The 23,403-nt window shown below is 58.3% G+C and carries 27 protein-coding genes, 1 pseudogene and 1 riboswitch; of the genes and pseudogenes, 7 read left to right on the forward strand and 21 right to left on the reverse strand.

Annotated elements, in window-relative coordinates; translation table 11 throughout:
- Nucleotides 1-22 precede the first annotated feature (22 nt).
- Nucleotides 23-676 (reverse strand): oxygen-insensitive NAD(P)H nitroreductase, encoded by a 654-nt coding sequence (gene nfsB, locus CBW22_RS17905; RefSeq protein WP_058770319.1) that lies wholly within the window; start codon nt 674-676, stop codon nt 23-25.
- Nucleotides 677-780: 104 nt separating this feature from the next.
- Nucleotides 781-1,782, reverse strand: a complete 1,002-nt coding sequence (locus CBW22_RS17910) for a zinc-binding alcohol dehydrogenase family protein (protein WP_021508931.1) — start codon at nt 1,780-1,782, stop codon at nt 781-783.
- 136 nt (nt 1,783-1,918) lie between these two features.
- Here CBW22_RS17910 and CBW22_RS17915 point away from each other — a divergent pair, with 136 nt between their 5' ends.
- From CBW22_RS17915 to CBW22_RS17925, 3 genes are all read left to right on the forward strand, one after another.
- Nucleotides 1,919-2,836: a LysR family transcriptional regulator gene (locus CBW22_RS17915; RefSeq protein WP_088517387.1), complete on the forward strand. Its 918-nt coding sequence runs from the start codon at nt 1,919-1,921 to the stop codon at nt 2,834-2,836.
- A gap of 494 nt (nt 2,837-3,330) precedes the next feature.
- Nucleotides 3,331-3,702, forward strand: a complete 372-nt coding sequence (locus tag CBW22_RS17920) for a type II toxin-antitoxin system RelE/ParE family toxin (RefSeq protein WP_088517388.1) — start codon at nt 3,331-3,333, stop codon at nt 3,700-3,702.
- Nucleotides 3,686-3,985, forward strand: coding sequence for a helix-turn-helix domain-containing protein (locus tag CBW22_RS17925; RefSeq protein WP_021508926.1), 300 nt, complete (start codon nt 3,686-3,688; stop codon nt 3,983-3,985). The genes CBW22_RS17920 and CBW22_RS17925 overlap by 17 nt, the downstream gene beginning before the upstream one ends.
- 77 nt (nt 3,986-4,062) lie before the next feature.
- Here CBW22_RS17925 and CBW22_RS17930 read toward each other — a convergent pair whose 3' ends face one another.
- From CBW22_RS17930 to CBW22_RS17965, 8 genes and pseudogenes are all read right to left on the reverse strand, one after another.
- On the reverse strand, nt 4,063-4,530 hold the full coding sequence (locus CBW22_RS17930; RefSeq protein WP_058759022.1) for a hypothetical protein: 468 nt from the start codon (nt 4,528-4,530) through the stop codon (nt 4,063-4,065).
- Between the two features lie 185 nt (nt 4,531-4,715).
- The gene (locus tag CBW22_RS17935) at nt 4,716-5,645 is read right to left on the reverse strand and encodes an ABC transporter substrate-binding protein (protein ID WP_088517389.1); all 930 of its coding nucleotides are present in this window, start codon (nt 5,643-5,645) and stop codon (nt 4,716-4,718) included.
- A gap of 9 nt (nt 5,646-5,654) precedes the next feature.
- Nucleotides 5,655-6,389 carry an ABC transporter permease gene (locus CBW22_RS17940; RefSeq protein ID WP_058776076.1) on the reverse strand — a complete coding sequence of 245 codons (735 nt, stop codon included), beginning with the start codon at nt 6,387-6,389 and terminating at the stop codon, nt 5,655-5,657.
- Nucleotides 6,373-7,008, reverse strand: a pseudogene (locus CBW22_RS17945) (ABC transporter ATP-binding protein); the annotation flags it as partial. The gene CBW22_RS17940 and the pseudogene CBW22_RS17945, both read right to left, overlap by 17 nt.
- Nucleotides 7,009-7,085: 77 nt before the next feature.
- Complete coding sequence (locus tag CBW22_RS17950) at nt 7,086-8,054, reverse strand: HesA/MoeB/ThiF family protein (protein WP_088517391.1); 969 nt, start codon at nt 8,052-8,054, stop codon at nt 7,086-7,088.
- Nucleotides 8,055-8,064: 10 nt separating this feature from the next.
- On the reverse strand, nt 8,065-8,823 hold the full coding sequence (locus tag CBW22_RS17955) for a thiazole synthase (protein ID WP_088517392.1): 759 nt from the start codon (nt 8,821-8,823) through the stop codon (nt 8,065-8,067).
- A gap of 3 nt (nt 8,824-8,826) precedes the next feature.
- Nucleotides 8,827-9,024: a sulfur carrier protein ThiS gene (gene thiS, locus CBW22_RS17960; RefSeq protein ID WP_010615679.1), complete on the reverse strand. Its 198-nt coding sequence runs from the start codon at nt 9,022-9,024 to the stop codon at nt 8,827-8,829.
- Entirely contained in the window at nt 9,008-9,952 is a 945-nt protein-coding gene (locus CBW22_RS17965; RefSeq protein WP_088517393.1) for an FAD-dependent oxidoreductase, read from the reverse strand. Before CBW22_RS17965 ends, thiS begins: the two co-directional genes overlap by 17 nt.
- Before the next feature lie 127 nt (nt 9,953-10,079).
- Nucleotides 10,080-10,199: riboswitch (TPP riboswitch) on the reverse strand.
- Nucleotides 10,200-10,364: 165 nt separating this feature from the next.
- Here CBW22_RS17965 and CBW22_RS17970 point away from each other — a divergent pair.
- The 3 genes from CBW22_RS17970 to CBW22_RS17980 all read left to right on the forward strand — a co-directional run bounded on the left by CBW22_RS17970 (nt 10,365) and on the right by CBW22_RS17980 (nt 12,350).
- Nucleotides 10,365-10,802: a 6,7-dimethyl-8-ribityllumazine synthase gene (locus CBW22_RS17970; protein ID WP_088517394.1), complete on the forward strand. Its 438-nt coding sequence runs from the start codon at nt 10,365-10,367 to the stop codon at nt 10,800-10,802.
- A gap of 170 nt (nt 10,803-10,972) precedes the next feature.
- Entirely contained in the window at nt 10,973-11,650 is a 678-nt protein-coding gene (locus tag CBW22_RS17975; protein WP_088517395.1) for a hypothetical protein, read from the forward strand.
- The gene (locus tag CBW22_RS17980; protein WP_088517396.1) at nt 11,643-12,350 is read left to right on the forward strand and encodes an RES family NAD+ phosphorylase; all 708 of its coding nucleotides are present in this window, start codon (nt 11,643-11,645) and stop codon (nt 12,348-12,350) included. Before CBW22_RS17975 ends, CBW22_RS17980 begins: the two co-directional genes overlap by 8 nt.
- Nucleotides 12,351-12,468: 118 nt before the next feature.
- Here CBW22_RS17980 and CBW22_RS17985 read toward each other — a convergent pair whose 3' ends face one another.
- Together CBW22_RS17985 and CBW22_RS17990 are read right to left on the reverse strand one after the other, a co-directional pair.
- A complete protein-coding gene (locus CBW22_RS17985; RefSeq protein WP_031279978.1) occupies nt 12,469-12,678 on the reverse strand; it encodes a glycine zipper 2TM domain-containing protein in 210 nt (69 codons plus the stop codon).
- Nucleotides 12,679-12,931: 253 nt separating this feature from the next.
- Entirely contained in the window at nt 12,932-13,657 is a 726-nt protein-coding gene (locus tag CBW22_RS17990) for a pirin family protein (protein WP_021508917.1), read from the reverse strand.
- Between the two features lie 123 nt (nt 13,658-13,780).
- Between CBW22_RS17990 and CBW22_RS17995 the strand changes: the two genes are divergently transcribed.
- Complete coding sequence (locus CBW22_RS17995; RefSeq protein ID WP_058776085.1) at nt 13,781-14,662, forward strand: LysR family transcriptional regulator; 882 nt, start codon at nt 13,781-13,783, stop codon at nt 14,660-14,662.
- A gap of 1 nt (nt 14,663) precedes the next feature.
- On the opposite strand, the gene CBW22_RS18000 is transcribed toward CBW22_RS17995, so the two are convergent.
- From CBW22_RS18000 to CBW22_RS18040, 9 genes are all read right to left on the reverse strand, one after another.
- Nucleotides 14,664-15,413 carry an anti-sigma factor family protein gene (locus CBW22_RS18000; protein ID WP_088517397.1) on the reverse strand — a complete coding sequence of 250 codons (750 nt, stop codon included), beginning with the start codon at nt 15,411-15,413 and terminating at the stop codon, nt 14,664-14,666.
- Nucleotides 15,410-15,913 carry a sigma-70 family RNA polymerase sigma factor gene (locus CBW22_RS18005; protein WP_058781060.1) on the reverse strand — a complete coding sequence of 168 codons (504 nt, stop codon included), beginning with the start codon at nt 15,911-15,913 and terminating at the stop codon, nt 15,410-15,412. Before CBW22_RS18005 ends, CBW22_RS18000 begins: the two co-directional genes overlap by 4 nt.
- The gene (locus CBW22_RS18010) at nt 15,913-16,467 is read right to left on the reverse strand and encodes a cytochrome b (protein WP_021508913.1); all 555 of its coding nucleotides are present in this window, start codon (nt 16,465-16,467) and stop codon (nt 15,913-15,915) included. Before CBW22_RS18010 ends, CBW22_RS18005 begins: the two co-directional genes overlap by 1 nt.
- Nucleotides 16,464-17,513, reverse strand: a complete 1,050-nt coding sequence (locus CBW22_RS18015; RefSeq protein ID WP_088517398.1) for a catalase family peroxidase — start codon at nt 17,511-17,513, stop codon at nt 16,464-16,466. Before CBW22_RS18015 ends, CBW22_RS18010 begins: the two co-directional genes overlap by 4 nt.
- A 71-nt stretch (nt 17,514-17,584) precedes the next feature.
- Entirely contained in the window at nt 17,585-18,808 is a 1,224-nt protein-coding gene (locus tag CBW22_RS18020; RefSeq protein ID WP_088517399.1) for an MFS transporter, read from the reverse strand.
- Between the two features lie 186 nt (nt 18,809-18,994).
- The gene (locus tag CBW22_RS18025; protein WP_088517400.1) at nt 18,995-19,942 is read right to left on the reverse strand and encodes an ROK family protein; all 948 of its coding nucleotides are present in this window, start codon (nt 19,940-19,942) and stop codon (nt 18,995-18,997) included.
- Nucleotides 19,939-20,805 carry an ABC transporter permease gene (locus CBW22_RS18030; RefSeq protein ID WP_058776091.1) on the reverse strand — a complete coding sequence of 289 codons (867 nt, stop codon included), beginning with the start codon at nt 20,803-20,805 and terminating at the stop codon, nt 19,939-19,941. Before CBW22_RS18030 ends, CBW22_RS18025 begins: the two co-directional genes overlap by 4 nt.
- Nucleotides 20,805-21,725: an ABC transporter permease gene (locus CBW22_RS18035; protein WP_021508908.1), complete on the reverse strand. Its 921-nt coding sequence runs from the start codon at nt 21,723-21,725 to the stop codon at nt 20,805-20,807. Before CBW22_RS18035 ends, CBW22_RS18030 begins: the two co-directional genes overlap by 1 nt.
- A gap of 18 nt (nt 21,726-21,743) precedes the next feature.
- A complete protein-coding gene (locus tag CBW22_RS18040; RefSeq protein ID WP_088517401.1) occupies nt 21,744-23,279 on the reverse strand; it encodes an ABC transporter substrate-binding protein in 1,536 nt (511 codons plus the stop codon).
- Nucleotides 23,280-23,403: the final 124 nt, after the last annotated feature.

Below are 23,403 nucleotides of genomic sequence, written 5' to 3' on the forward strand. Positions count from 1 at the left end.
GGTGCGCACCTGGGTAAGTCCCTCAGATAAAGGTGAAAATTTCGTCCTGCGGCAGTCGCGATTTCGGCAGCGTGGCGTTGAAATCTTCCTCACTGCGATAGCCAAGCGAAACCAGCACCACGCTGGTAAAGCCCTGTTCACGCAGGCCCAGCGCCTGGTCAAGTGCGCGCGCATCAAAGCCTTCCATCGGGGTGGCATCAATGCCGAGCATCGCTGCGCCCAGTAACAGTCCGCCCAGCGCCAGATAGACCTGTTTCTCCATCCACTGCGGCACATCGCGCAGCTCATAACGGTGCATATCCACGTAGCTGCGGCGGCTCTTATCCTGCCCGGCTTTGGCTTCGGGTTTGGCAAAACGCCCGTCTTTCTCTTCCTGCGCCAGCACATTTTGCAGGTGCGCTTCATCCAGATCGGTGCGCATGCACAGCGCAATCACGTGTGAGGCGTTCAGCACTTTAGGGTTGTTGTAAATGAACGCGCCACTGGTGGATTGCGCCATCTTTTCCCGCCCTTCCGCAGTCGACGCGACAACAAAGTGCCACGGCTGCGAGTTAACCGATGACGGGCTGTTGCGCAGCAGGTTAAGCAGCGTGTCGATCTCCTGCTGCGGCAGCGTTTTGCCCGCAGAGAAAGCTTTTACGGTGTGACGGCGGGCAACCGCATCATTAAGGGTCATGAGAGTCTCCTGATTGAAGATTGCGCCAGAGCGCAGATAAATAGCAAAGTCGCTAACATAACCGCCCGGGCTGACGGACGGTTAACCTTACGTGTTTTAATGACTTAAAAGCCGCTGAGGACAATCTTGCCGCGTGCGCGACCGCTTTCAATCAGCGCATGCGCTTTACGCAGGTTGGCCGCGCTGATGCTGCCGTGATGCTCGCCAGCGGTGGTCTGCAGGGTTTGATCGTCAATCAGCTGACTCACCTGCTGCAGAATCTGATGCTGGCGCTGCATATCGGCGGTATGGAACAGCGAGCGGGTAAACATCAGTTCCCAGTGCAGCGAGATGGCTTTGCGCTTCAGCGGCACCGCATCCAGTGTTTCCGGATCGTCAATCAGCGCCAGTTTGCCCTGCGGAGCCAGCACATCGATCAACTGCGGATAGTAGCTGTCGGTATGGGTCAGTGAGGCCACGTAGCGCACCTCTTTATGGCCAATCGCTGCCAGCTGCTCACCCAGCGGACGCTGATGATCGATAACATGATGGGCACCCAGCGAGCGCACCCAGTCAGCGGTTTCCGGGCGAGAGGCGGTACCAATGACCGTCAGTCGGGTCAGTTTGCGCGCCAGCTGCGTCAGCATCGAACCCACGCCGCCGCCCGCGCCGATGATCAGCAATGTGCCTTCGTCGGCAGCATCAATTTCTAGGCGATCGAACAGCAGTTCCCACGCGGTGAGCGACGTCAGCGGCAGCGCGGCGGCATCGGCGTCGCTCAGCGTGCGCGGCTTGAGTCCGGCGATGCGTTCATCCACCAGTCCGTACTCGGCATAGCTGCCAGCGCGTGTGATGTCGCCGGCATAGTAAACTTCATCGCCGGGCTGAAACAGTGTGACATCGCTGCCCACCGCCTCGACCACGCCCACCGCATCCCAGCCGAGAATGCGCGGCGTGTCCGTCGGGGCGCCAGCACGCACTTTGGTATCAACCGGGTTAACCGCAATCGCGCTGATTTTTACCAGCAGATCGCGTGCGCCTGGCTGCGGTTTCGCCACGTCCAGTTCATACAACGCATTTTCATCTGAAATCGGTAAACCGTTTTGGCTATAAACAATCGCTTTCATGCAACAGGCTCCAGGTGAATGAATATTTTCAGGGTGTTGACAGCAGCATAGCCAGACATCGCGCCGGGAAAAATGCCTGTTGCAGGACAACACTTTCACTCGTAGAGTGAAAATCCCGATAATGGCGAGAACGTCGATGATTCGTTTAGAAGATGTCACCCTGTTTGTGCGCTCTGCCGCGCTGGGCAGCTTTTCCCGCGCAGCGCGCGAAGCCAACCTACTGCCCGGTCAGGTCAGCGCCGCCATTCAGCGGCTGGAGCGCGATCTCGATCGCCGCCTGTTTGCGCGATCGACGCGCAGCCTGCGTTTAACGGCGGAAGGCGAAAAGTATCTGCCGTTCGCGCAGGAGATGCTGGCGCTGATGCACGCCGGTGCGGAAAGCCTGCAAAGCCATGACGATGCCCTGAGCGGCGAGCTGAAAATCGCTCTGCCGTCTGACATCGGCCGCCATATTATCCTGCCGCTGCTGACAGAATTTTGCCGGGCGCATCCGGCGCTCGGGCTGCGTCTCTCGTTTTCCGATCAGGTGAGTGACGTGTTCCGCGATCCGGTGGATATCGCTATTCGCTACGGTAAGCTGGAGGACAGCAGCTATGTCGCGCTACCGCTGGCGGAAGAAAACCGCCGTGTGATGGTCGCCGCACCCGATTATCTCGATCGACATGGCCGTCCGGAAAAACTCGAGGATCTGGCACAGCATCACTGTCTGCCGTTTGTCATGGGCGGTCACGTGTATGATAAATGGACTTTTCCGCAGGAAGGGATGCGGCGACAGATTACGGTGAAAAGCCGGCTGCTGTGCGACGACGCTGAAGTGGCGCGCCGCTGGGCGATTGCCGGAATGGGGATTGCTTATAAATCCTGGCTTGATGTCTGCAACGATATCAGACACGGCCGGCTGGAACGGGTGCTGCCGCAGCTGCCAGGCGAAAGCACGCCGCTGCATTTAATCTGCCCGCATCGCAAACAATTCTCGCCGGCGATTCGCGCTTTACATCAATTACTGCGTGAACATTTACGCACTCTGACGGCGCAAATCTTACCGGCAATTTAATCTCACCGCTGCGCCTCAACGCCATCAGCCACGCAATCCGGGCCAGCCATCAGGCGAATGCCCCTGCGATTTATCTTTAAAATTAAGGACGCGCGGCCGCAAGCAAATGAAATGCTGCGCCTTCTGAACCCGCGCATGAAAACGCAGCCGTCCGGCACCTCTGATAACCGTGGCACAGCATAGTAATCTTATTCTTAACAGGTAATATTTAACGTTACTTCACTGTATTCACGTTAATTATTCAGGACTGATGATGTCTCAACCCAAAGCGATGTCCGTTAATGCCCTCACCCACATTATCCTGTTCTTCCTGGTCATCAACGCGATTGATGTCGTGTATGCGTTGATGCACTGATGGCTTATTGCGCTTTACCGCTGTTTTTGCGAGCCAGATTCGAAGGATGAGATAAATTCCCCGTCACGGATTTTTTAATCCGCGAGCCTTGATAGACTGCAGACGATAAAATAGACTACAGACTATCAAGGATGGCATCGTGTGGCAGGTTGAAGCAACAGATCGGTTTTGGAAATGGTTGCAGGCTCAGGATGAAGCGTTGCGTCTCGATGTGCTTGCCGCCATGAAGCTTCTGGCGCAGGACGGTCCGCACCTCGGCCGCCCTTTCGTTGATACCCTGATGTTATCGCGGGTGCCCAATATGAAAGAGCTACGCGTGCAAAGTAAAGGTCGTCCCATCCGCAGCTTTTTTGTTTTCGATCCGCGCCGCCATGCGATTGTGCTGTGTGCCGGCAACAAACAGGGTAAAAATCAGAAGCGTTTCTATCAGCAGATGCTTCGCATTGCCGAAACCGAATACCATTATCATCTGAACGCAATCGGGGAAACTCATAATGAAAACCTTGGATGAGATGCTGGCGGCGCTGACGCCCGAACAGCAACATCAGGTCGATGAACGCGTCAGCCAGATGCGTCTGGAATACCAGCTTTACCAATTACGTGAGCAGATGCAGCGGACTCAGCGTCAGCAAGCGCAGGCCATGCACATTGCCCAGTCATCTGTGGCGGCGATGGAAGCGCGTGGCGCAGAGTTAAAAATTTCCACGCTGAAGCGCTACATTGAGGCACTGGGTGGAGAGCTGACGCTGGGTGTAAAGATGCCGGGTGGCCAGCATGTCGACTTAATTATCTGACCGTTCAGGCAGAGCGCATTACGCCCTGCCCCAGACTCCGATCAACGGTGCCGACATCTGACCCGCACCGCAGTCAATCAGGAGTTGTTTGGCGTGGCAGCGCTTTCGCTGAACTGCGGTTTTTGCCGCGTAACGGAATAGACCACGTTTTTCGGGCCATTGGTGTCTGTGGTGACATCGACCGCAGGAATGGTCACTTTGCCAAAACCAAACAGGGTTTGTACGTAGCCGCCAATCTGGTGTTTACCGGCCGGGACGCGGAGCTCTTTACTTTCGCCCTTTTGCAGCAGTCCGGCTTCCTGGCCATCCACCGTCACGTACACGGATGAGCCATCGTCGGTGCGCGTCACCAGATGGGAGACATTGATGACGGTCGGTCCGCTGGCAAACGGCGAAGCGCTGTCGTTGTTTTCGACCGGAGCGGAAGCAGTAGCCGGGGCTTCTGCGGCGGCAGCATCAGCGCTGCTGTCGCTGGCAGCATGACGCGCGCAGCCGGTGAGCAGGAGTGTGGCCGTTAACGTGGCCAGTGTGAAACGCGAAAACATCGTGACGAAAAACCTTCTGCTAAATGAGAAGTATTTATTTTAGCGTTACCCGCGCAGTGATAACAGTCACAGAAATCCAGTATTTTCCGAAAACCGGGGATACGGGTCTCCGTTTGTCCCCCGGCCGCACACAATGTCAACGCGCGCCGTTCTCCCGGCCCGGGAAAACGGCGCAAGCGGACGGATTACAGTGAATAGCGCGCCAGCGGCGCCACGGTGGTGATCAGCCCGTTGGCTTTCATATATTCACCAAATGCCTGATAACGCGCCTGATTAAATTCCGCACTGTGCGTTGCAAAATAAGGCAGCGTCGCCTGCCAGGCCTGATGATTGAGCGGCGTATCCAGTTCAGGATAACGCTTAATGAACGCCTGCCACACCTGTTGCGGGTGAGCGCGCAGCCAGGCGATGCCCGCATCCAGCCCACGCAGAAATGCCGGGATGCGGGGATCGTTTGCCGCCGTGTTGCTGTTGGCTAGAATAATCAACTCATCGTAGGCCGGCACGCCGTAATCTTCCGGTTTAAACGACACCGGCTTTGCGCCTTTGTCCTGCAAATCCAGCAGCTCGTAGTTACGGAAGATGGTCAGCGCGCCGTCAATTTTATGCGTCAGCAGCGCGGAGACGGCGTCCATATTCAGATTTACCAGTTTCACGCTGTTAACGTCGACGCCCTGCGATTTCAGCATATTGCGGATAGCCACATCTTCCGCGCCGGGAATCGCATAGCCAATCGATTTACCGGCGAAATCTTTAATACTGTGGATATCGCCCGATACCGCTGTCAGGGTGTTCAGCGGCTGGTTAATCAGGGTACCAACCCGGATCACCGGCACTTGCTTGTCCACCAGCGTATAGAGTTGAGGCTGATAGCTAATCGCCAGATCCGCTTTGCCTGCCGCCAGCAACAGCGGTACCGACGCGGAATCCGCCGGTGCGATCATCTCGACATCCAGCCCCTGCTGTTTAAACGCCCCGCTGTACTGAGCGGCAAAGATCGCCGCGTGGTTAGGGTTAATGAACCAGTCGAGCAGCAGCCGCACCTTTTCGGCTGCCTGCGCGTTGATGGTGGCCAGCAGCAGTAACGAAGCGATGGCACGAAGAAGTCTATTCACTCAAGTTCCTTAGTATGATTGCCAGAGAAATTTTTTACGCACCAGCGCTACGGCCGCTGAGAGCAGCAGCGCCAGGCTCATTAACAGCAGCAGTGCGGCAAAACTGGTGGCCGTTTCCAGCCGCGCGTTGGATTGCATCATCAGGTAGCCTAACCCTTCGCTGGCACCGACCCACTCGCCGATCACCACCCCAATGGGTGCCAGCACCACCGCCATCTGCAGGCCGGCGAAAAACTGCGGCAGCGCAGCCGGCCAGCGCACGCGCCAGAAAATACGCCAGCGCGAGGGATACAGCGTTTGCGCCAGCTCCAGCCAGCCGGCAGGCGTACGGCATAAACCGTCGAACAGCGACAGGCACAGCGGGAAAAACAAAATCAGCGCCGCCACCACGACTTTTGACGCGATGCCAAAACCCAGCCACAACACCAGCAGCGGGGCCAGCGCAAATACCGGGATGGTCTGGCTGGCTGTCACCAGCGGAAACAGCACCCGACGCAGTAGCGGGCTGGAGGCCATCAGTACCGCCAGCACCACGCCACCGCCGACACCCAGCAGCAGCGCCAGCACAATTTCCGCCAGCGTAAACATTGCGTGATGCGCGAGCAGCTGCCGCTTTTGCCACAGAGCCTCCAGCACCGCCTGCGGTGCCGGCAGCAGAAATGCCGGTACGCCGTTGTGGCGCGCCAGCAGCCACACGCCCAGCACCACCGCGATCAGGTAGATACCACTACTCAGCTTTTTCATAGGAATTCAGTCGGGAAAAGAGTTCGGCCTGCGCCTGCAGCAGTCCGGCATCATTGAGCGCGCGCGGCACCGTACCTGCCGGCACAGGCCAGTGCGTCACCTGCAGCGGCTGGCCGTGCAACAGCAGAATGTCATCGGCCATGCGGCAGGCTTCCAGCGGATCGTGGGTCACCAGCAGCACCGTTTTGCCGCGCAGCAGCGTCGCGGTCAGCGTTTGCAGCTGGTGTTTGGTCATCACATCCAGCGTGGCGAACGGCTCATCCATCAGCACCAGCTCGCGCTGCGCATACAGCGTGCGCGCCAGCGCGACCCGCTGCCGCATGCCACCCGAGAGCTGTGAGGGCGCGGCTTGCGCCTCGTCTTCCAGTCCCACCTGTGCCAGCAAGTGGTGCGCCCGCACGCGGTCCGGCTTCGCACCGCTCAGACGCGCCGTCAGCATCACATTCTCCAGCACCGTTAGCCACGGATAGAGCAGATCCTGCTGCCCCATCCATGCCACGTGCTGCGCAATACCGCTCAGGCTGCCCTGCTGCGGCTGCACCAGGCCGGCCACCAGACGCAGCAGCGTGCTTTTACCAATGCCGCTGCAGCCCAGCAGCACCGTGGTTTTGCCGCCGCGCAGTTGCAGATTGAGCCGATCGCATAGCTGTTTTTCGCCCCAGGCAAAGCTCACCTGCTCAAAGCGGATGTCCTGCGTCATGGCCGGCGCGCCGCCAGAATCGCCAGCTGATTAAAGCCGCGCTGCGCCAGCGCGCTGGCCGCCCGCGCTGCCCGGATGCCGCTGGCGCAGACCAGTACGATGCGGCGATCCGCCGGTGGCTGCCAGGCGTCCAGTTCGTGCGGCAATACGCGCTCAACCCGATCGGCCACGCTGGCGGGCGCCTCTTCGCAGCTGCGCAGCTCCACAATGCAGTCTCCGGGTTGTAACAGGTGAGCATCAATAAACGGCACGCCGGGCTGGGCCGGTTCCTGTGCCGCATCAAAGCGGAACGAACGAAAGTGCCAGCTGACGAAGTCACAGTTGACCATGCAGCCGAGCGGTGAGGGTTGCAGCCCGAGCAGTACGCTGAGCGCCATCTGCGCCTGCATCGCCCCCAGCGCCGCCACGGCTGGCCCCATCACGCCGGCGGTGTTGCAGTTAGCTGCGGAGGCGGGCAGCTGCGGAAACAGCGCACGGTAGCTCGGTGCGCCGCCGCAAAAACCGCCAGCATAGCCCTGACGACCCAGCACCGAGGCGCTGATCAGCGGGATGCCTGCCTGGAAACAGGCATCCGACAGTTGGTAAGTCACCGCGAAGTTATCGGCGGCATCAATCACCAGATCGCACCCCGTCAGCGCCTGCGCGATATTGCTGGCGCTCAGCGCCTCGGGCACCGCTTCGATTTGCACCTCAGGATTACGCTGCTGCAAAGCCTGCTGCGCCGCCACAGTTTTGCTGCGCCCCACATCCTGCAGGGTGAACAGCGTCTGGCGATGCAGGTTATGCAGCGCGACCTGATCGTCATCGTACAGACACAGCTGACCGACGCCCGCGCCCGTCAGTTGAGGCAGCAGCGTGGCGGCCAGCCCACCGCCACCGGCTACCAGCACGCGGGCGCGAGCCAGTTTCTGCTGCCCGACGACGCCAATCTCCGGCAGCATCATCTGGCGTTGGTAGCGTTCCATTGCGCGCTCCTTAGTTCAGGTTAGCGAGGCCGAAGATCGGCGTTGAGGCCATGGCCATATCACGCTTCTCCATCAGCCCGGCTTCGCGCGCCCCCTGCCCGGCAGCAATCGCCTGGCGGAACGCGCGCGCCATCGCCACCGGATCGCCCGCTTTCGCCACAGCGGTATTGAGCAGGATGGCATCGAAGCCCATCTCCATCGCCTGCGCTGCCTGTGACGGCGCGCCGATGCCAGCATCAATGATCAGTGGAATATCGCTGAACCAGGCACGCATCGCCCGCAGCCCGTCAATATTTCGCAGTCCCTGGCCGGAGCCGATGGGCGCCCCCCACGGCATCAGCAGTTCACAGCCGGCGGCCAGCAGTTTTTCACCGACAATCAGATCTTCCGTGGTGTAGGGAAACACCTGGAAGCCGTCGGCGCACAAAATGCGTGCCGCTTCGACCAGCGCGAACGGATCGGGCTGCAGCGTGTCGGCATGACCAATCACTTCCAGCTTGATCCACGGCGTGTTAAACAGCTCGCGCGCCATGTGCGCGGTGGTGACGGCCTCTTTGACCGTGTGGCAGCCAGCAGTATTGGGCAGCACGCGCACATTCAGGCCTGTCAGCAGCTCGCGAAAAGCCGCGCCCGCTGTGCCTTCGCGGCGCAGGCTGACAGTGATAATTTCACTGCCGGATGCGGCGATCGCCTGCTGCAAAATCGCCGGTGAAGGGTAGCCTGCGGTGCCAAGCAGCAAGCGTGACTGCGGTGTAAAATCGTAAAACATCGCTCAGCCTCCCTGCATCGGTGACAGGACTTCCAGCTGCCAGCCTTCCTGTAACTGCAGGCTGGCATACTGACTTTTCGGCACAAAATCGCCATTGCAGGCGGTGGCAACACAGGCCGCATCGATTTGCTGTTCGATCAGCAATTCGCTGAGGCTGGTGGCCTCAGTGCTGATGGTGCGGCCGTTAAGCTGAATATTCATGGCTAACCTCCCCGGACAGGCGCTGCATCAGCTGTTCTGCCATCATTGGTGCCAGCAGAAAACCGTGACGATACATGCCGTTAAGATAAAAAATACCGTTGTGATAGTGGATTTCCGGCAGATTAGCCGGCCATGCCGGACGCAGACCGCTGCCGCTTTCGATGACGCGCGCTTCCGCCAGCGCCGGATGCAGGGTGTAGGCCGCGCTGAGCAGTTCCATCATGGCGCGCGCGCTGATAGCGCTGGCATCGTCGCTTTCGATCATGGTGGCACCGAGCATGAAGTGGCCGTCGCGACGCGGCACCAGATAACAGGGAAAACGCGGATGGAGCAGACGAATCGGCCGGGAAAATGTCACCTCATGACTCTGCAGGATCAGCATTTCCCCGCGCACCGCGCGCAGGCCGGAGAGCTGCGCTCTGGCATGGATACCGCGACAGTCGATGATCCGGCCCGATGGCTGGCGCGCATCAAAGCGGACGCCGCGCTGCAGCAGTTTGTCACGCAGTTCAGCCAGCGCACGGCGCGGATCGAGATGTGCTTCGCGCGGGAAAAACAGTCCGCGCGCAAACCGGTTTTCCAGCGCCGGTTCAAGCGACGCCGGATCAACCCATTGATGCGCCGTCGTCATGCGCGCGAAGCGGTTTAACTCCGGGTTATCACGCGGCGGTGCCAGCACTAACGTACCCTGATGCACCACGCTGCTGACGCGCGTTTGCCACCAGGCCGCAGCATGCTGGCCGAGTGTAATCACCTCCGCTGGCGCGCTTTCTGCTTCACACCACGGCGCCAGCATGCCACCGGCAAACCACGAGGCAGGCTGACGCGCTTCATCATCAATGACCTCGACGGTTTCGCCGCGCTCAGCCAGCAGCGTGGCGACACAAAGTCCGGACACGCCGCTACCGAGCACGCTCCAGCGGCTCATGAACAATATTCCGGTAAATAATCTGGGAAATTCACATCGGCCTCTCAGTGATAACTGAGACCCGCAGATACAGGTGAAGGGAATCGACGCCAGCGATCGGGCTCGCCTTTGCGCCAGACGGCTTTGCACATGAAGCCGTCAGTCTTCCTACGCCAGTATCAACTGGGTCAGGTTCAAAGGGTCGCTAAGCCGCGCAGTGCGCTATTAGCCTCTCAGTCTCTCAGGCGAGACTCCCCCGACGCGTCTATTTGTATTGCAGGCGCTGGCTGGCGTCAAGCAGCACGTTAACCGCGCTGCCCGCGTTGTGGATCAAAATTGCAACATATGGTATACCAGACGGATAGCGGACAGATGATAAAAAAGACTTTTTTATTATTCACTTATAAATTTTTCAGCTAATCATGGAAGCATTATGAATAAGTTTCGTGTGGCTTTTATCAAAGCAGGATGGCATCAGGCGATCGTGAACAACGCGCTGGTAGGATTTGAGCAGGAACTGGCAGAACAAGGCGTCGAAAATACTTTAAAAAGCTATGACGTACCCGGCGCGTTTGAAATGCCGCTGCTGGCCAAACGCCTGGCCGAAACCGGCAAATTTGATGCGATTGTCTGTGCCGCGCTGGTGGTCGACGGTGGCATCTATCGCCATGACTTTGTCGCGCAGGCCGTCGTCGATGGCCTGATGAATGTGCAGCTCGCCACCAATGTTCCGGTGTTTTCGGTATCACTCACTCCGCACAATTTTCAGCCGGTCGATGCGATTGAAGCGTTTTATACCGAACATTTTATTAAAAAAGGCAAAGAAGCCGCACGCGCCGCTCTGATGATTCATCAGCTTCAGATCGACTGAACCTCAAACGGATTGTTAACTTTTCCACTTTTAACAATCCGTTTCCTGCAGTGTGCTCCCTCTTACCTCTTGCCTCTTGCTTACTTAAAGCAGCACCGTCAATGCCATTGCAAGTTATTCGAGATATCTTTAAAATCAGATAACCCAAATAACCTTGCGGGAGTAAACTGATGGTTAGCAATAAAGATCACACCGGGGTTTCTGCACTGACAGGTACCCCGCAGGAGATTCAGGGTCGGCTGTCAAAATCACATGCCAGTCACGTTGTTGCCATTACTTTTGACCATCCAGGCGATGCGCTGACGCTACGCAACCTGTCAGAAAATCTTTCCGCAATCGCTTCATCCATGTTTGCAATTTTTCAACAGCGGCAGCGGCAGGAATCGCTGGAGCAACTGGCCAGTGCGATGTTACCGCGCGTGCCAGCTTCGCCTCATTTACTCAAAGAAGCGGCGATGTTACTAGAGGCGCGCAATGCCGTACTGGAGAGCGGAAACTGGCTCAGCGCCGCAGAAGTGGCGCAACTGGCAGGGTTGAGTTCCACAAATCCGAGCGCTCAGCCGAATAAATGGAAAAAAAGCGGCCAGATATTTGCCATCAATCACAATGGGATAGATTATTTCCCCGATTATGGCCTGGATCGCGACACGCACTTTCGCCCGGTTAAACCACTGGCTCAGATACTCAGGATTTTTGCCGGACACAAAGACAGTTGGGCTATCGCATTGTGGTTTCTGTCGAATAACAGTTTCCTTGCGGGCAAACGGCCACAGGATCTACTGCTAACCGAAGCGCAACGCGTCATCGACGCCGCTCTGGATGAAATGGAAGGAATAACGCATGGATAAGCGCAGCACTGCGGCGCAACCTGATGATTTATCAACTCTGCCTGTTATTACTGCCGAAGAAGGTGCGCCATTGCCAGGCGCTTTACTTCAGCTTTCATTTATTACGCTTTCAGCAGGAAGCATTCTGCACCGGGTCCATCTGTCGCGTTATGCCGCCAACCAGTTCAATCCCGGAGTGAAAGGGAATGCCCGCTTCAGTCCGATAAAAACCAGACATGGGCAGCCAATACCGACCCTTTACGGCGGTTCGACCAGAGACTGCGCATTAATGGAAACGGTATTTCATGACGTGCCCTTCGCACCCGGTCTTAAGACGCTGGATAAGAACAAATTACATCATCAACTTCATTCCTGTCTTAAAGTTAATGAAGATATGCTGCTAATCGACCTGAGCAGCATCGCATTGCGCAAGTTAGGTATCACGCGTAAGCAGCTTATTGATACAGAAAAACATCACTATCCCCTCACCCGACGCTGGGCAGCCGCTCTGCATCATCAGAGCGAATCAGCGCAGGGCCTTTCATGGATATCCCGTCAGGATGATTCAGCGCGGGCAGTGATGTTATTTGGCGATCGAATTTCACCGGGCATGCTGACGCCACTTAATAAATCATTAAGCCTGATTGATGATTCCGATACTTATGGCGAGGTTTTACATCTCGCATCGCGATTAGGTGTGTTTATCATTGCAGCCAAATAAACCACGATGCTATCCGGCGATGGATAAAAGAGAAAAGTGGACGAATAAGGATTTAAGAATGAAGTGGTTTAAAATTTCGCCAGCATTCCGGCTGGCGAAATCCTGAGTAGCGGTGAAATTAACGGCTGACTTCGTGACCAATCAGGCCGCCAATAGCCGCGCCCCCGAGGGTACCGAAAGTGCTGCCGCCGGTCAGAACGGCGCCACCCACCGCACCCACACCCGCACCGATGGCGGTGTTGCGACCACGATGAGACATGCCACAAGCCGTTACAGAAAAGGCTAAAACCAATACCACTGCGATATTAAAGCTGCGTTTTAAAACCATCAAAATCCTCATTACCATTAATTCTAATGGAATGTAATAGTGTTAACTTTGTTTGTTGTTTAGCCGCCTAATACCTGGCGTAGCGTGCTTATCCTGGAGGCAAATTTAAGGGGCTTTGCATTTTTGTGGAAGGTAAAAATTCCTATTTTATGCCGGACCTGTCAGGTGCTGGTTATTATTCGTACCTTAAGCCAAATAAAAAGGCATGGCGTGAAGGTTCACGCCATGCCTCGCTGACTTACCGCGCAATGAATTAACGCTGCGGGTGATTAACTTCTACTGGTCGTAAATCAAACACCAGCACTTCAGCATTGTTACCGTTAGCGAACTGTAGCGCCGTCTCATTGCGTACGCGCGCGCCGTCGCCGGCTTTAAAGCTCACGCCATTCACTTCAATGCTGCCGCGCGCCACGTGAATATAAGCATAGCGATCGTTAGCCAGTTCCAGCGTCTGCTGCTCGGCACCGTCAAACAGTCCCGCGTAAATACGCATATCCTGACGTACGCGCAGCGAGCCGTTGTCGCCTTGTGGCGAAACAATCAGGCGCAGCTGACCGCGTTTGTCGGCTTCTGCCACTGACACCTGCTGGTAACCTGGCTCGGTACCGCGTTCTGCCGGCACGATCCAGATCTGCAGGAAGTGCACATTATCCTGTTTCGAGTGGTTAAACTCGCTGTGCGTTACGCCGCTGCCGGCGCTCATCAGCTGCACGTCACCGGGCACGATAACCGAACCGGTACCCATGGAATCTTTATGCTCCAGCGCGCCTTCCAGCACGTAAGAAATAATCTCCATGTTGTTGTGCGGATGCGCACCGAAACCGCGACCCGGTGCTACCTGATCATCGTTAATCACCAGCAGATCGGAGAAACCGGTCTGTTGTGGGTCCCAGTAGCTGGCAAACGAAAAGGTATGGCGTGAATGCAGCCAGCCGTGATCGCCTAAGCCACGTTGTTCGGACAGTCGTTGTTCAATCATGGTCTGCTCCTTAAATTTTTAGCTGGAGGGCGAAGGCCCTTCCCGTTGCTGACCAGTATACGTAAACTGATTTGCCCAACAATGCGCTTGGATGACAATGACTGTCACAGATAAGTGGACAATATGCAGATTGAAGATCTCCGGATTTACGTCGCCGTAATCAAAGCGGGCAACTTTACCGCTGCGGCTGAACAGCTGATGCTCTCCAAGCAGTACGTCAGCCGGCGCATCGCCGCGCTGGAAGAGTCGCTCGGGGCGCGTTTACTGAATCGCAACACGCGCAAACTGTCCGTAACCGACAACGGCCAGCTGTTTGCCCAGCATGCGCAGCGCATTCTGGATGATGTGCAGGAAGCCGAACTGGCGGTGTCTGGTCGTCGTCAGGTGCTGCGCGGCAGTTTTCGTCTCAGCGTGCCGATGTCGTTCGGCATCAGCCATCTTTCCCCTTATATCGCCGAATTCCTGAGCCAGCATCCCGGTATCCAGTTCCAGGTGGAACTGGCCGATCGGCATGTGGATATGGTGGGTGAAGGTTTTGATATGGCGATCCGCATCGGCACGCTGCCGGACTCCAGCCTGATCGCCAAACGGCTGGGCGAATTCCGCCGCGTGATCTGTGCCAGCCCGGCCTACCTGCAGGGCGCCGGCGCACCGCGTGAGCCGGAGGATCTGCTGCAGCATCTCTGTCTGCGCTATGGACGTGAAAGCCAGACCGGCTGGGAGCTGTTTCAGGGCGACACGCGTAAAGTGCTGGCGGTCCAGGGACCGATGGTCAGCAATAACGGAGAAATGCTGCGTGATGCGGCCGTCGCCGGGTTGGGGCTGATCCTGCTGCCGGAGTTTATCGTGGCTCCGGCGCTGGCGCGTGGTGAGCTGGTAACGGTACTGGATGACTGGCATCCGGCCTCGCTGCACCTGAATGCGCTTTATCCGCAGCATCGCCAGCGCAGCGAGATCAATCGGGTATTTATGACGTTCCTGCAGGCAAAGCTGGCAGGCAAATGAATCAGCCCACTTCGCTGCCTATCGCAGCACGCAGTGCCGGTGCGGCTTCGCCGCTCATCGGGCTCACCAGCGCATAGTTATAGTGGCGATCGCTCCAGTATTGCGCCACCAGATTGTCCGCCTGGCGCGACCCCTTTTCCAGCCGCACGGTTTGCGGGCGGATGTACCAGCCAACGCGCGTGCCGCTGGCGGTCTGATACAGCACCAGCGCCGAGGCGCCATGCTCATTCGCCATCAGGCGCGCGCCGATGAGCTGATAGCCAAAGCGCTCCAGATTGGGCGGCAGCGGGCCGTTGATAAAATAGCGGCCCAGCCAGCTGGCCAGCTGTGTTGTCTGATGGGTGTTAATGTCCATCGTCGCCTGCTGCGCGCCATCGCCGAATAACCGGTAAGCCTGTACCGCATCCTCCATCGGTAACGGATGATTCTGTAAGCGTTCAGTCATCTGCCAGCCGGACAGGCTGCCGATCCCCAACGCCAGCACCAGCGAGCAGGCCAGCGCCAGCCGCTGATAACGCTGTCGCGCACGCCGCTGGCGCAGCTGTGCTGGTTGCAGTGGCGTAAAGGCGGTTCGCGCCATGTTGCGTTGCAGGCTTTGTTGCAAGCGCAGCTTGTCCTGACGCCAGCCCTCAACCTGGGCGGCGACGTCAGGATGCTGCGCCAGCCAGACGCTGACGGCCTGATGGCTGGCGCTATCCAGTTCACCATCCAGCCAGGCGTGCAGCTGGTTCTCATCGGGCGGGATATTCATTTTAATCTCCTCAACGTCACCGGGGCCGGCAGGCCTTCGGTCATGTGCTGCAACTGTTTTCGCGCCCGCGACAACCGTGACATCACGGTGCCCAGCGGAATGTCCAGCGTGTCAGCCGCTTCCTGATAACGCATGCCTTCAACGTTAACCAGGAGCAGCAATGCGCGACTGTCAGCCGGCAGACGGGCGAACAGCGCCAGCATCTCATCGGCGATGGCATGATGCTCAGCCGACTCGGCAAAGGGCTCGGCGCGGCTGAATAGCGTCATAATCGCCTGCCAGCGCTTGCGGCGGCGTTCGCCATCAATGAACTGATGCCAGAGAATGGAAAACAGCCAGGCACGCAAACTGCGCGTGTCATCGCGCGCCGCGTCCAGTGCTTTGACCAGCGTGTTTTGTACCAGATCCTCAGCGGCCATGCGCTCACGCGTCAGCCCCAGCGCAAAACGCTGCAAATGCGGCAGTAATGCGCGGATTTCGTCATCGCTCAATGCAGACATTATTTTTGCTCTCGCACCCGGCGCAGGCCGGTCATGCTACTCAGCACGCCATCACGTAAAATCAGACCATGCAGCAGTGCGGCAGCCAGATGGGCCAGGATCAGCGCGAACAGACTAAACGCCAGCAGCGAGTGTAACGGGCGCAGCACGGCATAACTTTCCACGCTAACCGGCAGCAGCGGCGGCAGCACCAGACCTTCGCCAATCGTCACCGGAAACCCGCCTGCCGACAGCATCGCCCAGCCTACCAGTGGTTGCGCCAGCATCAGTAAATAGAGCGCCAGATGGGTCAAATGTGCCACCGTTTGCTGCCAGCCCGGCACCGACGCGGGCATGGCGGGCACACCATAGTAACGCCGCAGCCCGATACGCACGACCACCAGCAACGCGATTACCACGCCGAGCGGTTTGTGTATCGCCAGCAGCAGTGAATGGGCAGCCGAGATATCCGCCACCATCGCCACGCCGATAAATAGCATGGTCAGCACGGCCAGCGCCATCAACCAGTGTACGATGCGCAGCAGCGGATGAAACAGGGTTGTCTGGTGACTCATGATTTTTTCTCCTGCTGGCGCGCCTGTTCAGCCGTGCGCAGATTGAAAGATTTCGCGTAAGCGGCGGAGCGCGCGTTGAGCAGCGGATCGTCCGAACCGCTGATGCCCTGCGGCAAAATCAGCGGATCGTAATTGATGTCATTGCAGCTGCCGCCCTGTTGCGGGCTGCTGTCGCGCAGCGTCAGCGTACCGGCGACAACCTGTTGCCGATCGGCTGGCCACACCTTGCTGGCATCGTTCACCGCATCGCCGGGCTGAGCCACGCTGATCACCAGATCCCACTTCAGCGGTGCGGTCGCCAGCCGGTCATGCAGGTCGCTCTGCAGATAATCCGGCTGCTGCTGCTGAGCGGCGCTAATCGGCTGCCATGGCGTACGCGGCACCAGACTCCAGCGCACAAAGCGCGTTTCCCCCTGCGCATTGGTAAAGCGGAAGGCATTCAGGCTGTTGTACTGCTCCTGTGCCCAGCTGGCGGCCAGTACGTGGGTTTTTACCCAGGCAAAGAAAGGTTTAACTTCGGGATGGGCAACGGTAAACGCCATCAGCTTTTGCGCATCAGGCTTGCCGGTCTGCGGCAGCGGTCGGCTGGCCTGCTGCTGATCGTAAAAAGCCTGCGGCGTACTGACCGGGAAAAACGGCAGCGCGTTCATGCCGGTACGCCACTGCTCGCCGTGCGCCAGCTGAAATTCCAGCGCCAGGCTGCGCACCGGCACGCCATAATCAGGCGCGTGCGGATTACCGCCGGCAATGGCAAAGCGGCCAATCACCGGCACCGTACCCGGCTGGAAAACGCTGGCGAGTGACAGAAACGCCGCGTTGCCGCTGGAGGTAAAATCGCCGGTAACGCACACGCCCTTGGCATGATTGCGCCGGTATCCCGGATGCACACCGCTGTTTTGCTGCAGCGACTGCACCAGACTTTGCGCACTGAGGCGCTGCGGCGTCAGCCAACCGCCTGCAGCAAGAAACAGCACCAGCAGTAATCCGGGAATAATGACCACCAGCAGTAACAACGGCAGATGTCTGACCATAGGTTTAAAGTTCATCTTAGCCAACTCAGTAAGGAAAAGTGGGCATAAGACGAACCAGCGCGGCGTTTATTCCCGCGCGGTAAAAATTATTTTATGGCGAGCGCCGGCGTCCGGCGCGCATCGCGCACCGCAATGGCATGAATCAGCAGTCCCAGCACGGACAGAATGGCCCCAACCCAGCCGGTGGACTGCCAGCCCAGCCCGGCGGAAATGGTGATGCCGCCGAGCCACGCCCCCAGCGCGTTGGCAATGTTAAACGCTGAGTGATTAAGCGCGGCCGCGAGGGTTTGTGCATCACCGGCCACGTCCATCAGGCGGATCTGTAGTACGCTTCCCAGCGCCACCATGGTACCGACCAGCATCACGTTAAGCGCCCCCGCCAGCGCATAATGCGCCGCGAAGACAAACGCGCTCAATACCAGCAGCGACCACACCAGCACAATGCGGATGGTTTTCTCCAGCCCGCGGTCGGCCAGACGTCCCCCGACAAGGTTGCCGATAATCATGCCAAGACCAAACAGCGCCAGTATCGCCGGTACCAGATTCTCCGGCAGGTGGGCCAGTTCCATCATGGTGGGTTTAACGTAACTGAATACCGAGAACATGCCGCCGCTGCCAATCGCGCCAATCGCCAGCGTCAGCAAAACCTGCTTGCGCGTCAGCGCCGAGAGCTCGCGCAGTGGACTGGCCTGCTTGTCACCGGCCACATTGGGTACCCAAAGCCATACCAGTAGCAGCGTCAGCAGCGCCAGTCCGCCAACAATGGCAAACGCATCACGCCAGCCAAACCACTGGCCGATGGCGGTAACGGCAGGTACGCCAATCAGGTTGGCGATGGTTAATCCCAGCAGCACCATCGACACCGCCTGCGCGCGCCGTGCGCGCTCCACCAGTCCTGCCGCCACCAGCGCCGCAACGCCAAAGAAAGTACCATGCGGAAAGCCCGCCAGAAAGCGGGCCACCAGCATCGCAGGGTAGCCCGGCACGACAGCGCTTAGCAGATTACCCAGCGCAAACAGGCCCATCAGCGTCATCAGGAAATTACGCCGTGAAGCCCGCGCGCCGAGAATAGCCAGCAGCGGCGCGCCAATCACTACGCCGAGGGCATAAATGCTGATGAGATGGCCGGCCTCAGGAATGGTGACGTTCAGGCTTTTCGCCGCATCGGGCAGCAGGCCCATGATGACAAATTCACCGGTGCCGATGGCAAATCCACCGGTGCCCAGCGCGAACAGCGCTTTTGGCACGCTGTGACGCGGCAGCGAGGCCTCGTCCGGAAGCTGAGAAAGTTGAGGTTGTACTGATGACATGTTTTTTTCCGTACCGCAGGTGAAAAAAACAGCAAAGAGGCTGGCGACAGTGTCTGTTCACCAGCCTCTTTGCTGCGGGTTTTAGCGCGTCAAGCTTAGCGCATTTAAGGTTGAATCGGGTTCAACGAAGTCTTGAGCGCAACACGGTAACCGAAAAGCGCCTGCAACGGGCGAAAGGGCAAAAGCTCAGGACGCGCTGAGCGCCTGCCGCGCCAGCAGCGCCGCGCCCACCATGCCGCCCTGGTGGGCAAACTCGCCCGGCACCACCAGCGCATGCGCTGTGCTGCGCAACACACAGCGCTGCACCGCATCATTAAGCGCAGCAATCAGCGGGGTGACCGAAGCCAGGCCGCCGCCTACCGCCACCCGCGACGCGCCGGTAATGTTAATGGTGTAGGCGAGCGGCTCGCTTACCAGTTGCAGCCAGGCTTCTATCGTCTGCTGCGCCCGCGCTTCTGCCTGCTGCCAGCGAGCAATGATTTCCACGCTGCTGGCGCTTTCAGCGTGCAATACCTGATGCAGCGTTTCCAGTCCGCGTGCGCCGCCGTAGGTGTCCAGACACCCTGTCTGGCCGCACGGACACGCCTGGCGCGGCACGCGCACGCGACCATGCGCCAGCGTCACTTCCGTGAGGGTAATCGGCCCGTGGCCCCATTCGCCGGTCAGGCCGTTTTGTCCGGTGATAATGCGGCCGTCCGCCACCAGACCACCGCCCACGCCGGAACCGAGAATCGCGCCAAACACCACTTTGTGCCCTTTGCCGCTGCCGGCCAGCGCCTCGGCCAGGGCAAAGCAGTCGGCGTCGTTGTGCGCGATCACCGGCCGCTGCAGCACCTCACCCAGTTCCCGCGCCAGATTACGCCGGTGAAAAGCCGGGATGTTGCTGGCAAACATTTCGCCGGTTTGCGGTGCCACAATGCCCGCCGTAGAGATGGCGACAGCCGCCTGGCTGCTGAAATGGTTATGCTGCCCGGCGATCATCTCGCTGACTCTGGCGCAAAATGCCTGCCAGTCCGTCGCCGGGATTTTTTGCTGATCGAGCAGGGTTAGCCGATCCTGTGCATCCATCACGCCAAGCTTGATAAAGGAGCCGCCCAAATCGAGGCAGATCACGGTTGAGTGCGGGTGAGTCATAAACGTTTATCCATTACATCGCGCAGGCCGTCGCCCAGCACATTAAAACCGAGCACGGTAATCAAAATCGCCAGTCCGGGAAATAGGGAGACGTAAATATTTAGCCCGAGAAAGTTGCGGCCATCGCTCATCATGGTGCCCCACTCCGGCATCGGCGGCTGCACGCCGAGCCCGAGAAACGACAGACTGGCGGCAGAAAGCACCACCGCACCAGCCGTCAGCGTCGACTGTACAATCAGCGGGCCAATGGCGTTGCGCAGAATATAGTGCGTGATAATGCGCGGGTATCGCACGCCAAGCATATGCGCCGCTTCGATATACTCCATATTTTTCAGTCCCAGCGTCAGGTTGCGACTCAGACGTGCATACACCGGGATCGAGAACAACGAAATGGCGATCAGCATGTTTGTCAGCCCCTCGCCGAGCACGCTGACAATCAGAATCGCCAGTACGATGCCGGGGAAGGCGAAAATAATATCCATCAGCCACATGATCAGCGCATCAATTTTGCGTCCAGCCAGCCCCGAGATGATGCCCAGAGGAATGCCGATCGCCATCGAGATGGCTACGCTGAGGCTGACTTCAAACAGCGTGATGCGTGCGCCATAGATGACGCGGGCAAAAATATCGCGGCCGTAATCATCGGTGCCGAACCAGTGGGCAGCGGAAGGCGCCTGCAACGTGTTCAACAGATCCTGCTCGATGGGGTCCCAGTGAGTAATCAGCGGTGCGAAAAGGGCAGCCAGCACCACCAGCAGCACCAGCCCGCCTCCGGTCGTGATGGAAGGGTTGCCAAGCAAAAACCTCACGATCTGGCGGCGGCGCGCGGGCGGCGGCTGGAGAGACGTGTCGAAACTGTTCATCAGTCGAACCTTATTTTCGGGTTGAGCAGGCCAATCACTATCTCACCCACCAGATTCATCAACACCACGCCGGTTACCGCCACTAACGTTACGCCCTGAATCACCGGATAATCGCGGTATTTCACCGAATCCACCAGCAGGCGGCCAATACCCGGCCAGTTAAACACCGACTCAGTGACCACTGCACCCCCGATCAGGCTGCCAAAATTCAGCGCGACGATGGTGACAATCGGTATCAGCGCATTGCGCAGCGCGTGTTTCCAGTTAACGCTGGCCGACGATAACCCTTTGGCTCTGGCGGTACGGATGTAGTCCTGACTGAGCACATCCAGCATGCTGGAGCGCGTCATCCGCGCGATCATCGCCATCGGGAGAATCGCCAGCGTCACGGTCGGCATCACATAGTTGCGCCACGAATCAGCGCCGAGTAGCGGCAGCCAGCCGAGCTGTACCGCAAAGTAGTTCATCGCCAGCAACGCCAGCCAGAAATTCGCAATCGAGGCACCGGCAATGGTCAGTACCATGACGATCTGATCGGGAATGCGCTGCCGGTAAATGGCCCCGGTCATGCCCGCTGGCACGCCGATGGCAATCGCCAGCAGGTACGCCAGCGCAGCCAGCGACAGCGTGTACGGCAGGCGTTCGCTGATTTCGGTCATCACCGGACGCTGCGACTGCAGCGACAGCCCGAGATTGCCATGTAGCGCTTCACCGGCAAACCTGACGTATTGCAGCGGCAAAGGCTGATCCAGCCCGAGGCGCACGCGCATACTGTCCACCGCTTCCTGTGGCGCTTCCGGGCCGGCCATCAGGCGTGCCGGATCGCCCGGCAGCGCGCGGATGGCGATAAACACGATGATCGACACACCGAAGATAATTAACGGCAGCGAGAGCACCTTTTTTGCGACATACGCTTTCATATCAATCAGCCATCAGCACTATTTCTTCACGGCATCACGGACCACAATCTGGCCGCCCGGTTGCATTGTCACGCCACTGATATTTTTGCGCGTCGCATACAGATCGTCCTGATAGTAGAGCAGCACCTGCGGGGCGAGTCCGCTGATCCGCTGCTGTGCCTGGAAATAGAGCGCTTTGCGCTGGGTATCATCGAGCGTGGAGGCGGCGCTATCGATTAGCTCATCGGTACGTTTGTCGCTGAAGAAGCCGAGGTTGGCCCCGCCGGGCGCAAAGCTGCTGCTGTGATACAGCGGACGCAACTGCAGATCCGAGCCGTACAGCCCCGAAGACCAGGACGCCAGCACCGCGTCCGTACCCTGCGCGGCTTTCTCTTTGGCATCGGCAAACGCCGCTTTGGCCCATACGCCGCTCTCCATCTGGCGCACGCTGAGCTTGACGCCAATTTTGCTCCACATACCCTGCAGAACCTGCGCGGTGCGTGCGTCGGGTGCCTGCACGGCAATCGACATAGCGAAGCCGTCGGCATAGCCCGCTGCCTTAAGCAGGTCTTTGGCTTTCTGCACATCGTACGGATAGTCATGCAACGCTTTGTCGTAGTTGGCATCGACTGGCGCCAGCGGGGAATTGGCCGGCTGCGCATAACCAAACATCACCGCTTTCACCAGCGCCTGCTGGTCGGTCGCGAAGTTCAGCGCCTGGCGTACTCTGACATCGCTGAGGGCTTTACTCTGCGTATTGAGATCGATCCAGAATACCGCCGCGCCCGGCGACTGTTTTAACTGCACGCCGGGATTATTTTTTAACATGCCGGCAAATTGCGGCGGCACCGGGTTAATAATATCGACCTGACCGGATTGCAGCGCCATATTCATGACTGACGGCTCACTGCTCCAGGTCCATTTTATTTCGTCCGGCCCGGCAGACTTGCCCCAATAGTCCGGATTCTTCTGCTCCAGGACAAATTCACCGGATTTATACTGCGCCAGTTTATAGGGTCCGGTACCGTCGGCTTTATTATTGATCGTGCCGGCTTTGTCAGCTTTTGGACTCACCATTAATCCCGGACCGGAGGCCAGCACGGTTAAAAACGCCGGATTAATTTTCTTCAGTGTAAAGGTGACGGTTAAGTCATCTTTTTTCTGCACGTCCTGAATAAAGGTGCGAATTTTCCCACTTCCGGCGAGACCGCGCTTCGTATCCAGATGACGCTGAAAGTTTTCAACGACCGCATCGGCATTAAATGGCGTGTCATCGTGGAATTTAACGTTGGGACGCAGCGTAAATTCCCAGTGCAGTCCGCTGTCGTCAGCATGCCAGGAGAGCGCCAGGGCCGGCATGATTTTGCCATCGTCACCGAGCCGCGTCAGGCCTTCATACATCGGGTCCAGCACCGTGCCGGTAAAGGTCGCGGTCTGATTGCCCGGGTCCATGCTGCGCGGCGGTTCGTTTTGCATAATGACCAGCTGAGCAGCCAAAACCGATGCGCTGGAAAACGACGCCAGAATACCCGCGGCAAGTGTCAGTACCCTGAAATGCTTGAGTGTGCTTTGCATGAAGGCCTCAGTGAATCAGTGACAAAGAGTGAAGAGTCATTGCCCGGCAGGCAGCTGACCGTCAATGCACGCCATCGCCTGCCATACGCTTTGGATGTGTTAACGGCAGCAGAAGAACGGGCTC

The sequence above is a fragment of the Pantoea sp. VS1 genome (assembly GCF_002207995.1).
GTDB lineage: Bacteria > Pseudomonadota > Gammaproteobacteria > Enterobacterales > Enterobacteriaceae > Pantoea > Pantoea dispersa.

Bases quoted from the DNA above. Each gene is read 5' to 3' on its own strand.
- nfsB (WP_058770319.1), bottom strand. From the start codon at position 676: ATGACCCTTAATGATGCGGTTGCCCGCCGTCACACCGTAAAAGCTTTC.
- CBW22_RS17910 (WP_021508931.1), bottom strand. From the start codon at position 1,782: ATGAAAGCGATTGTTTATAGCCAAAACGGTTTACCGATTTCAGATGAA.
- CBW22_RS17915 (WP_088517387.1), top strand. From the start codon at position 1,919: ATGATTCGTTTAGAAGATGTCACCCTGTTTGTGCGCTCTGCCGCGCTG.
- CBW22_RS17925 (WP_021508926.1), top strand. From the start codon at position 3,686: ATGAAAACCTTGGATGAGATGCTGGCGGCGCTGACGCCCGAACAGCAA.
- CBW22_RS17930 (WP_058759022.1), bottom strand. From the start codon at position 4,530: ATGTTTTCGCGTTTCACACTGGCCACGTTAACGGCCACACTCCTGCTC.
- CBW22_RS17940 (WP_058776076.1), bottom strand. From the start codon at position 6,389: ATGAAAAAGCTGAGTAGTGGTATCTACCTGATCGCGGTGGTGCTGGGC.
- CBW22_RS17950 (WP_088517391.1), bottom strand. From the start codon at position 8,054: ATGGAACGCTACCAACGCCAGATGATGCTGCCGGAGATTGGCGTCGTC.
- CBW22_RS17955 (WP_088517392.1), bottom strand. From the start codon at position 8,823: ATGTTTTACGATTTTACACCGCAGTCACGCTTGCTGCTTGGCACCGCA.
- thiS (WP_010615679.1), bottom strand. From the start codon at position 9,024: ATGAATATTCAGCTTAACGGCCGCACCATCAGCACTGAGGCCACCAGC.
- CBW22_RS17965 (WP_088517393.1), bottom strand. From the start codon at position 9,952: ATGAGCCGCTGGAGCGTGCTCGGTAGCGGCGTGTCCGGACTTTGTGTC.
- CBW22_RS17970 (WP_088517394.1), top strand. From the start codon at position 10,365: ATGAATAAGTTTCGTGTGGCTTTTATCAAAGCAGGATGGCATCAGGCG.
- CBW22_RS17975 (WP_088517395.1), top strand. From the start codon at position 10,973: ATGGTTAGCAATAAAGATCACACCGGGGTTTCTGCACTGACAGGTACC.
- CBW22_RS17980 (WP_088517396.1), top strand. From the start codon at position 11,643: ATGGATAAGCGCAGCACTGCGGCGCAACCTGATGATTTATCAACTCTG.
- CBW22_RS17985 (WP_031279978.1), bottom strand. From the start codon at position 12,678: ATGGTTTTAAAACGCAGCTTTAATATCGCAGTGGTATTGGTTTTAGCC.
- CBW22_RS17990 (WP_021508917.1), bottom strand. From the start codon at position 13,657: ATGATTGAACAACGACTGTCCGAACAACGTGGCTTAGGCGATCACGGC.
- CBW22_RS17995 (WP_058776085.1), top strand. From the start codon at position 13,781: ATGCAGATTGAAGATCTCCGGATTTACGTCGCCGTAATCAAAGCGGGC.
- CBW22_RS18000 (WP_088517397.1), bottom strand. From the start codon at position 15,413: ATGAATATCCCGCCCGATGAGAACCAGCTGCACGCCTGGCTGGATGGT.
- CBW22_RS18005 (WP_058781060.1), bottom strand. From the start codon at position 15,913: ATGTCTGCATTGAGCGATGACGAAATCCGCGCATTACTGCCGCATTTG.
- CBW22_RS18010 (WP_021508913.1), bottom strand. From the start codon at position 16,467: ATGAGTCACCAGACAACCCTGTTTCATCCGCTGCTGCGCATCGTACAC.
- CBW22_RS18015 (WP_088517398.1), bottom strand. From the start codon at position 17,513: ATGAACTTTAAACCTATGGTCAGACATCTGCCGTTGTTACTGCTGGTG.
- CBW22_RS18020 (WP_088517399.1), bottom strand. From the start codon at position 18,808: ATGTCATCAGTACAACCTCAACTTTCTCAGCTTCCGGACGAGGCCTCG.
- CBW22_RS18025 (WP_088517400.1), bottom strand. From the start codon at position 19,942: ATGACTCACCCGCACTCAACCGTGATCTGCCTCGATTTGGGCGGCTCC.
- CBW22_RS18030 (WP_058776091.1), bottom strand. From the start codon at position 20,805: ATGAACAGTTTCGACACGTCTCTCCAGCCGCCGCCCGCGCGCCGCCGC.
- CBW22_RS18035 (WP_021508908.1), bottom strand. From the start codon at position 21,725: ATGAAAGCGTATGTCGCAAAAAAGGTGCTCTCGCTGCCGTTAATTATC.
- CBW22_RS18040 (WP_088517401.1), bottom strand. From the start codon at position 23,279: ATGCAAAGCACACTCAAGCATTTCAGGGTACTGACACTTGCCGCGGGT.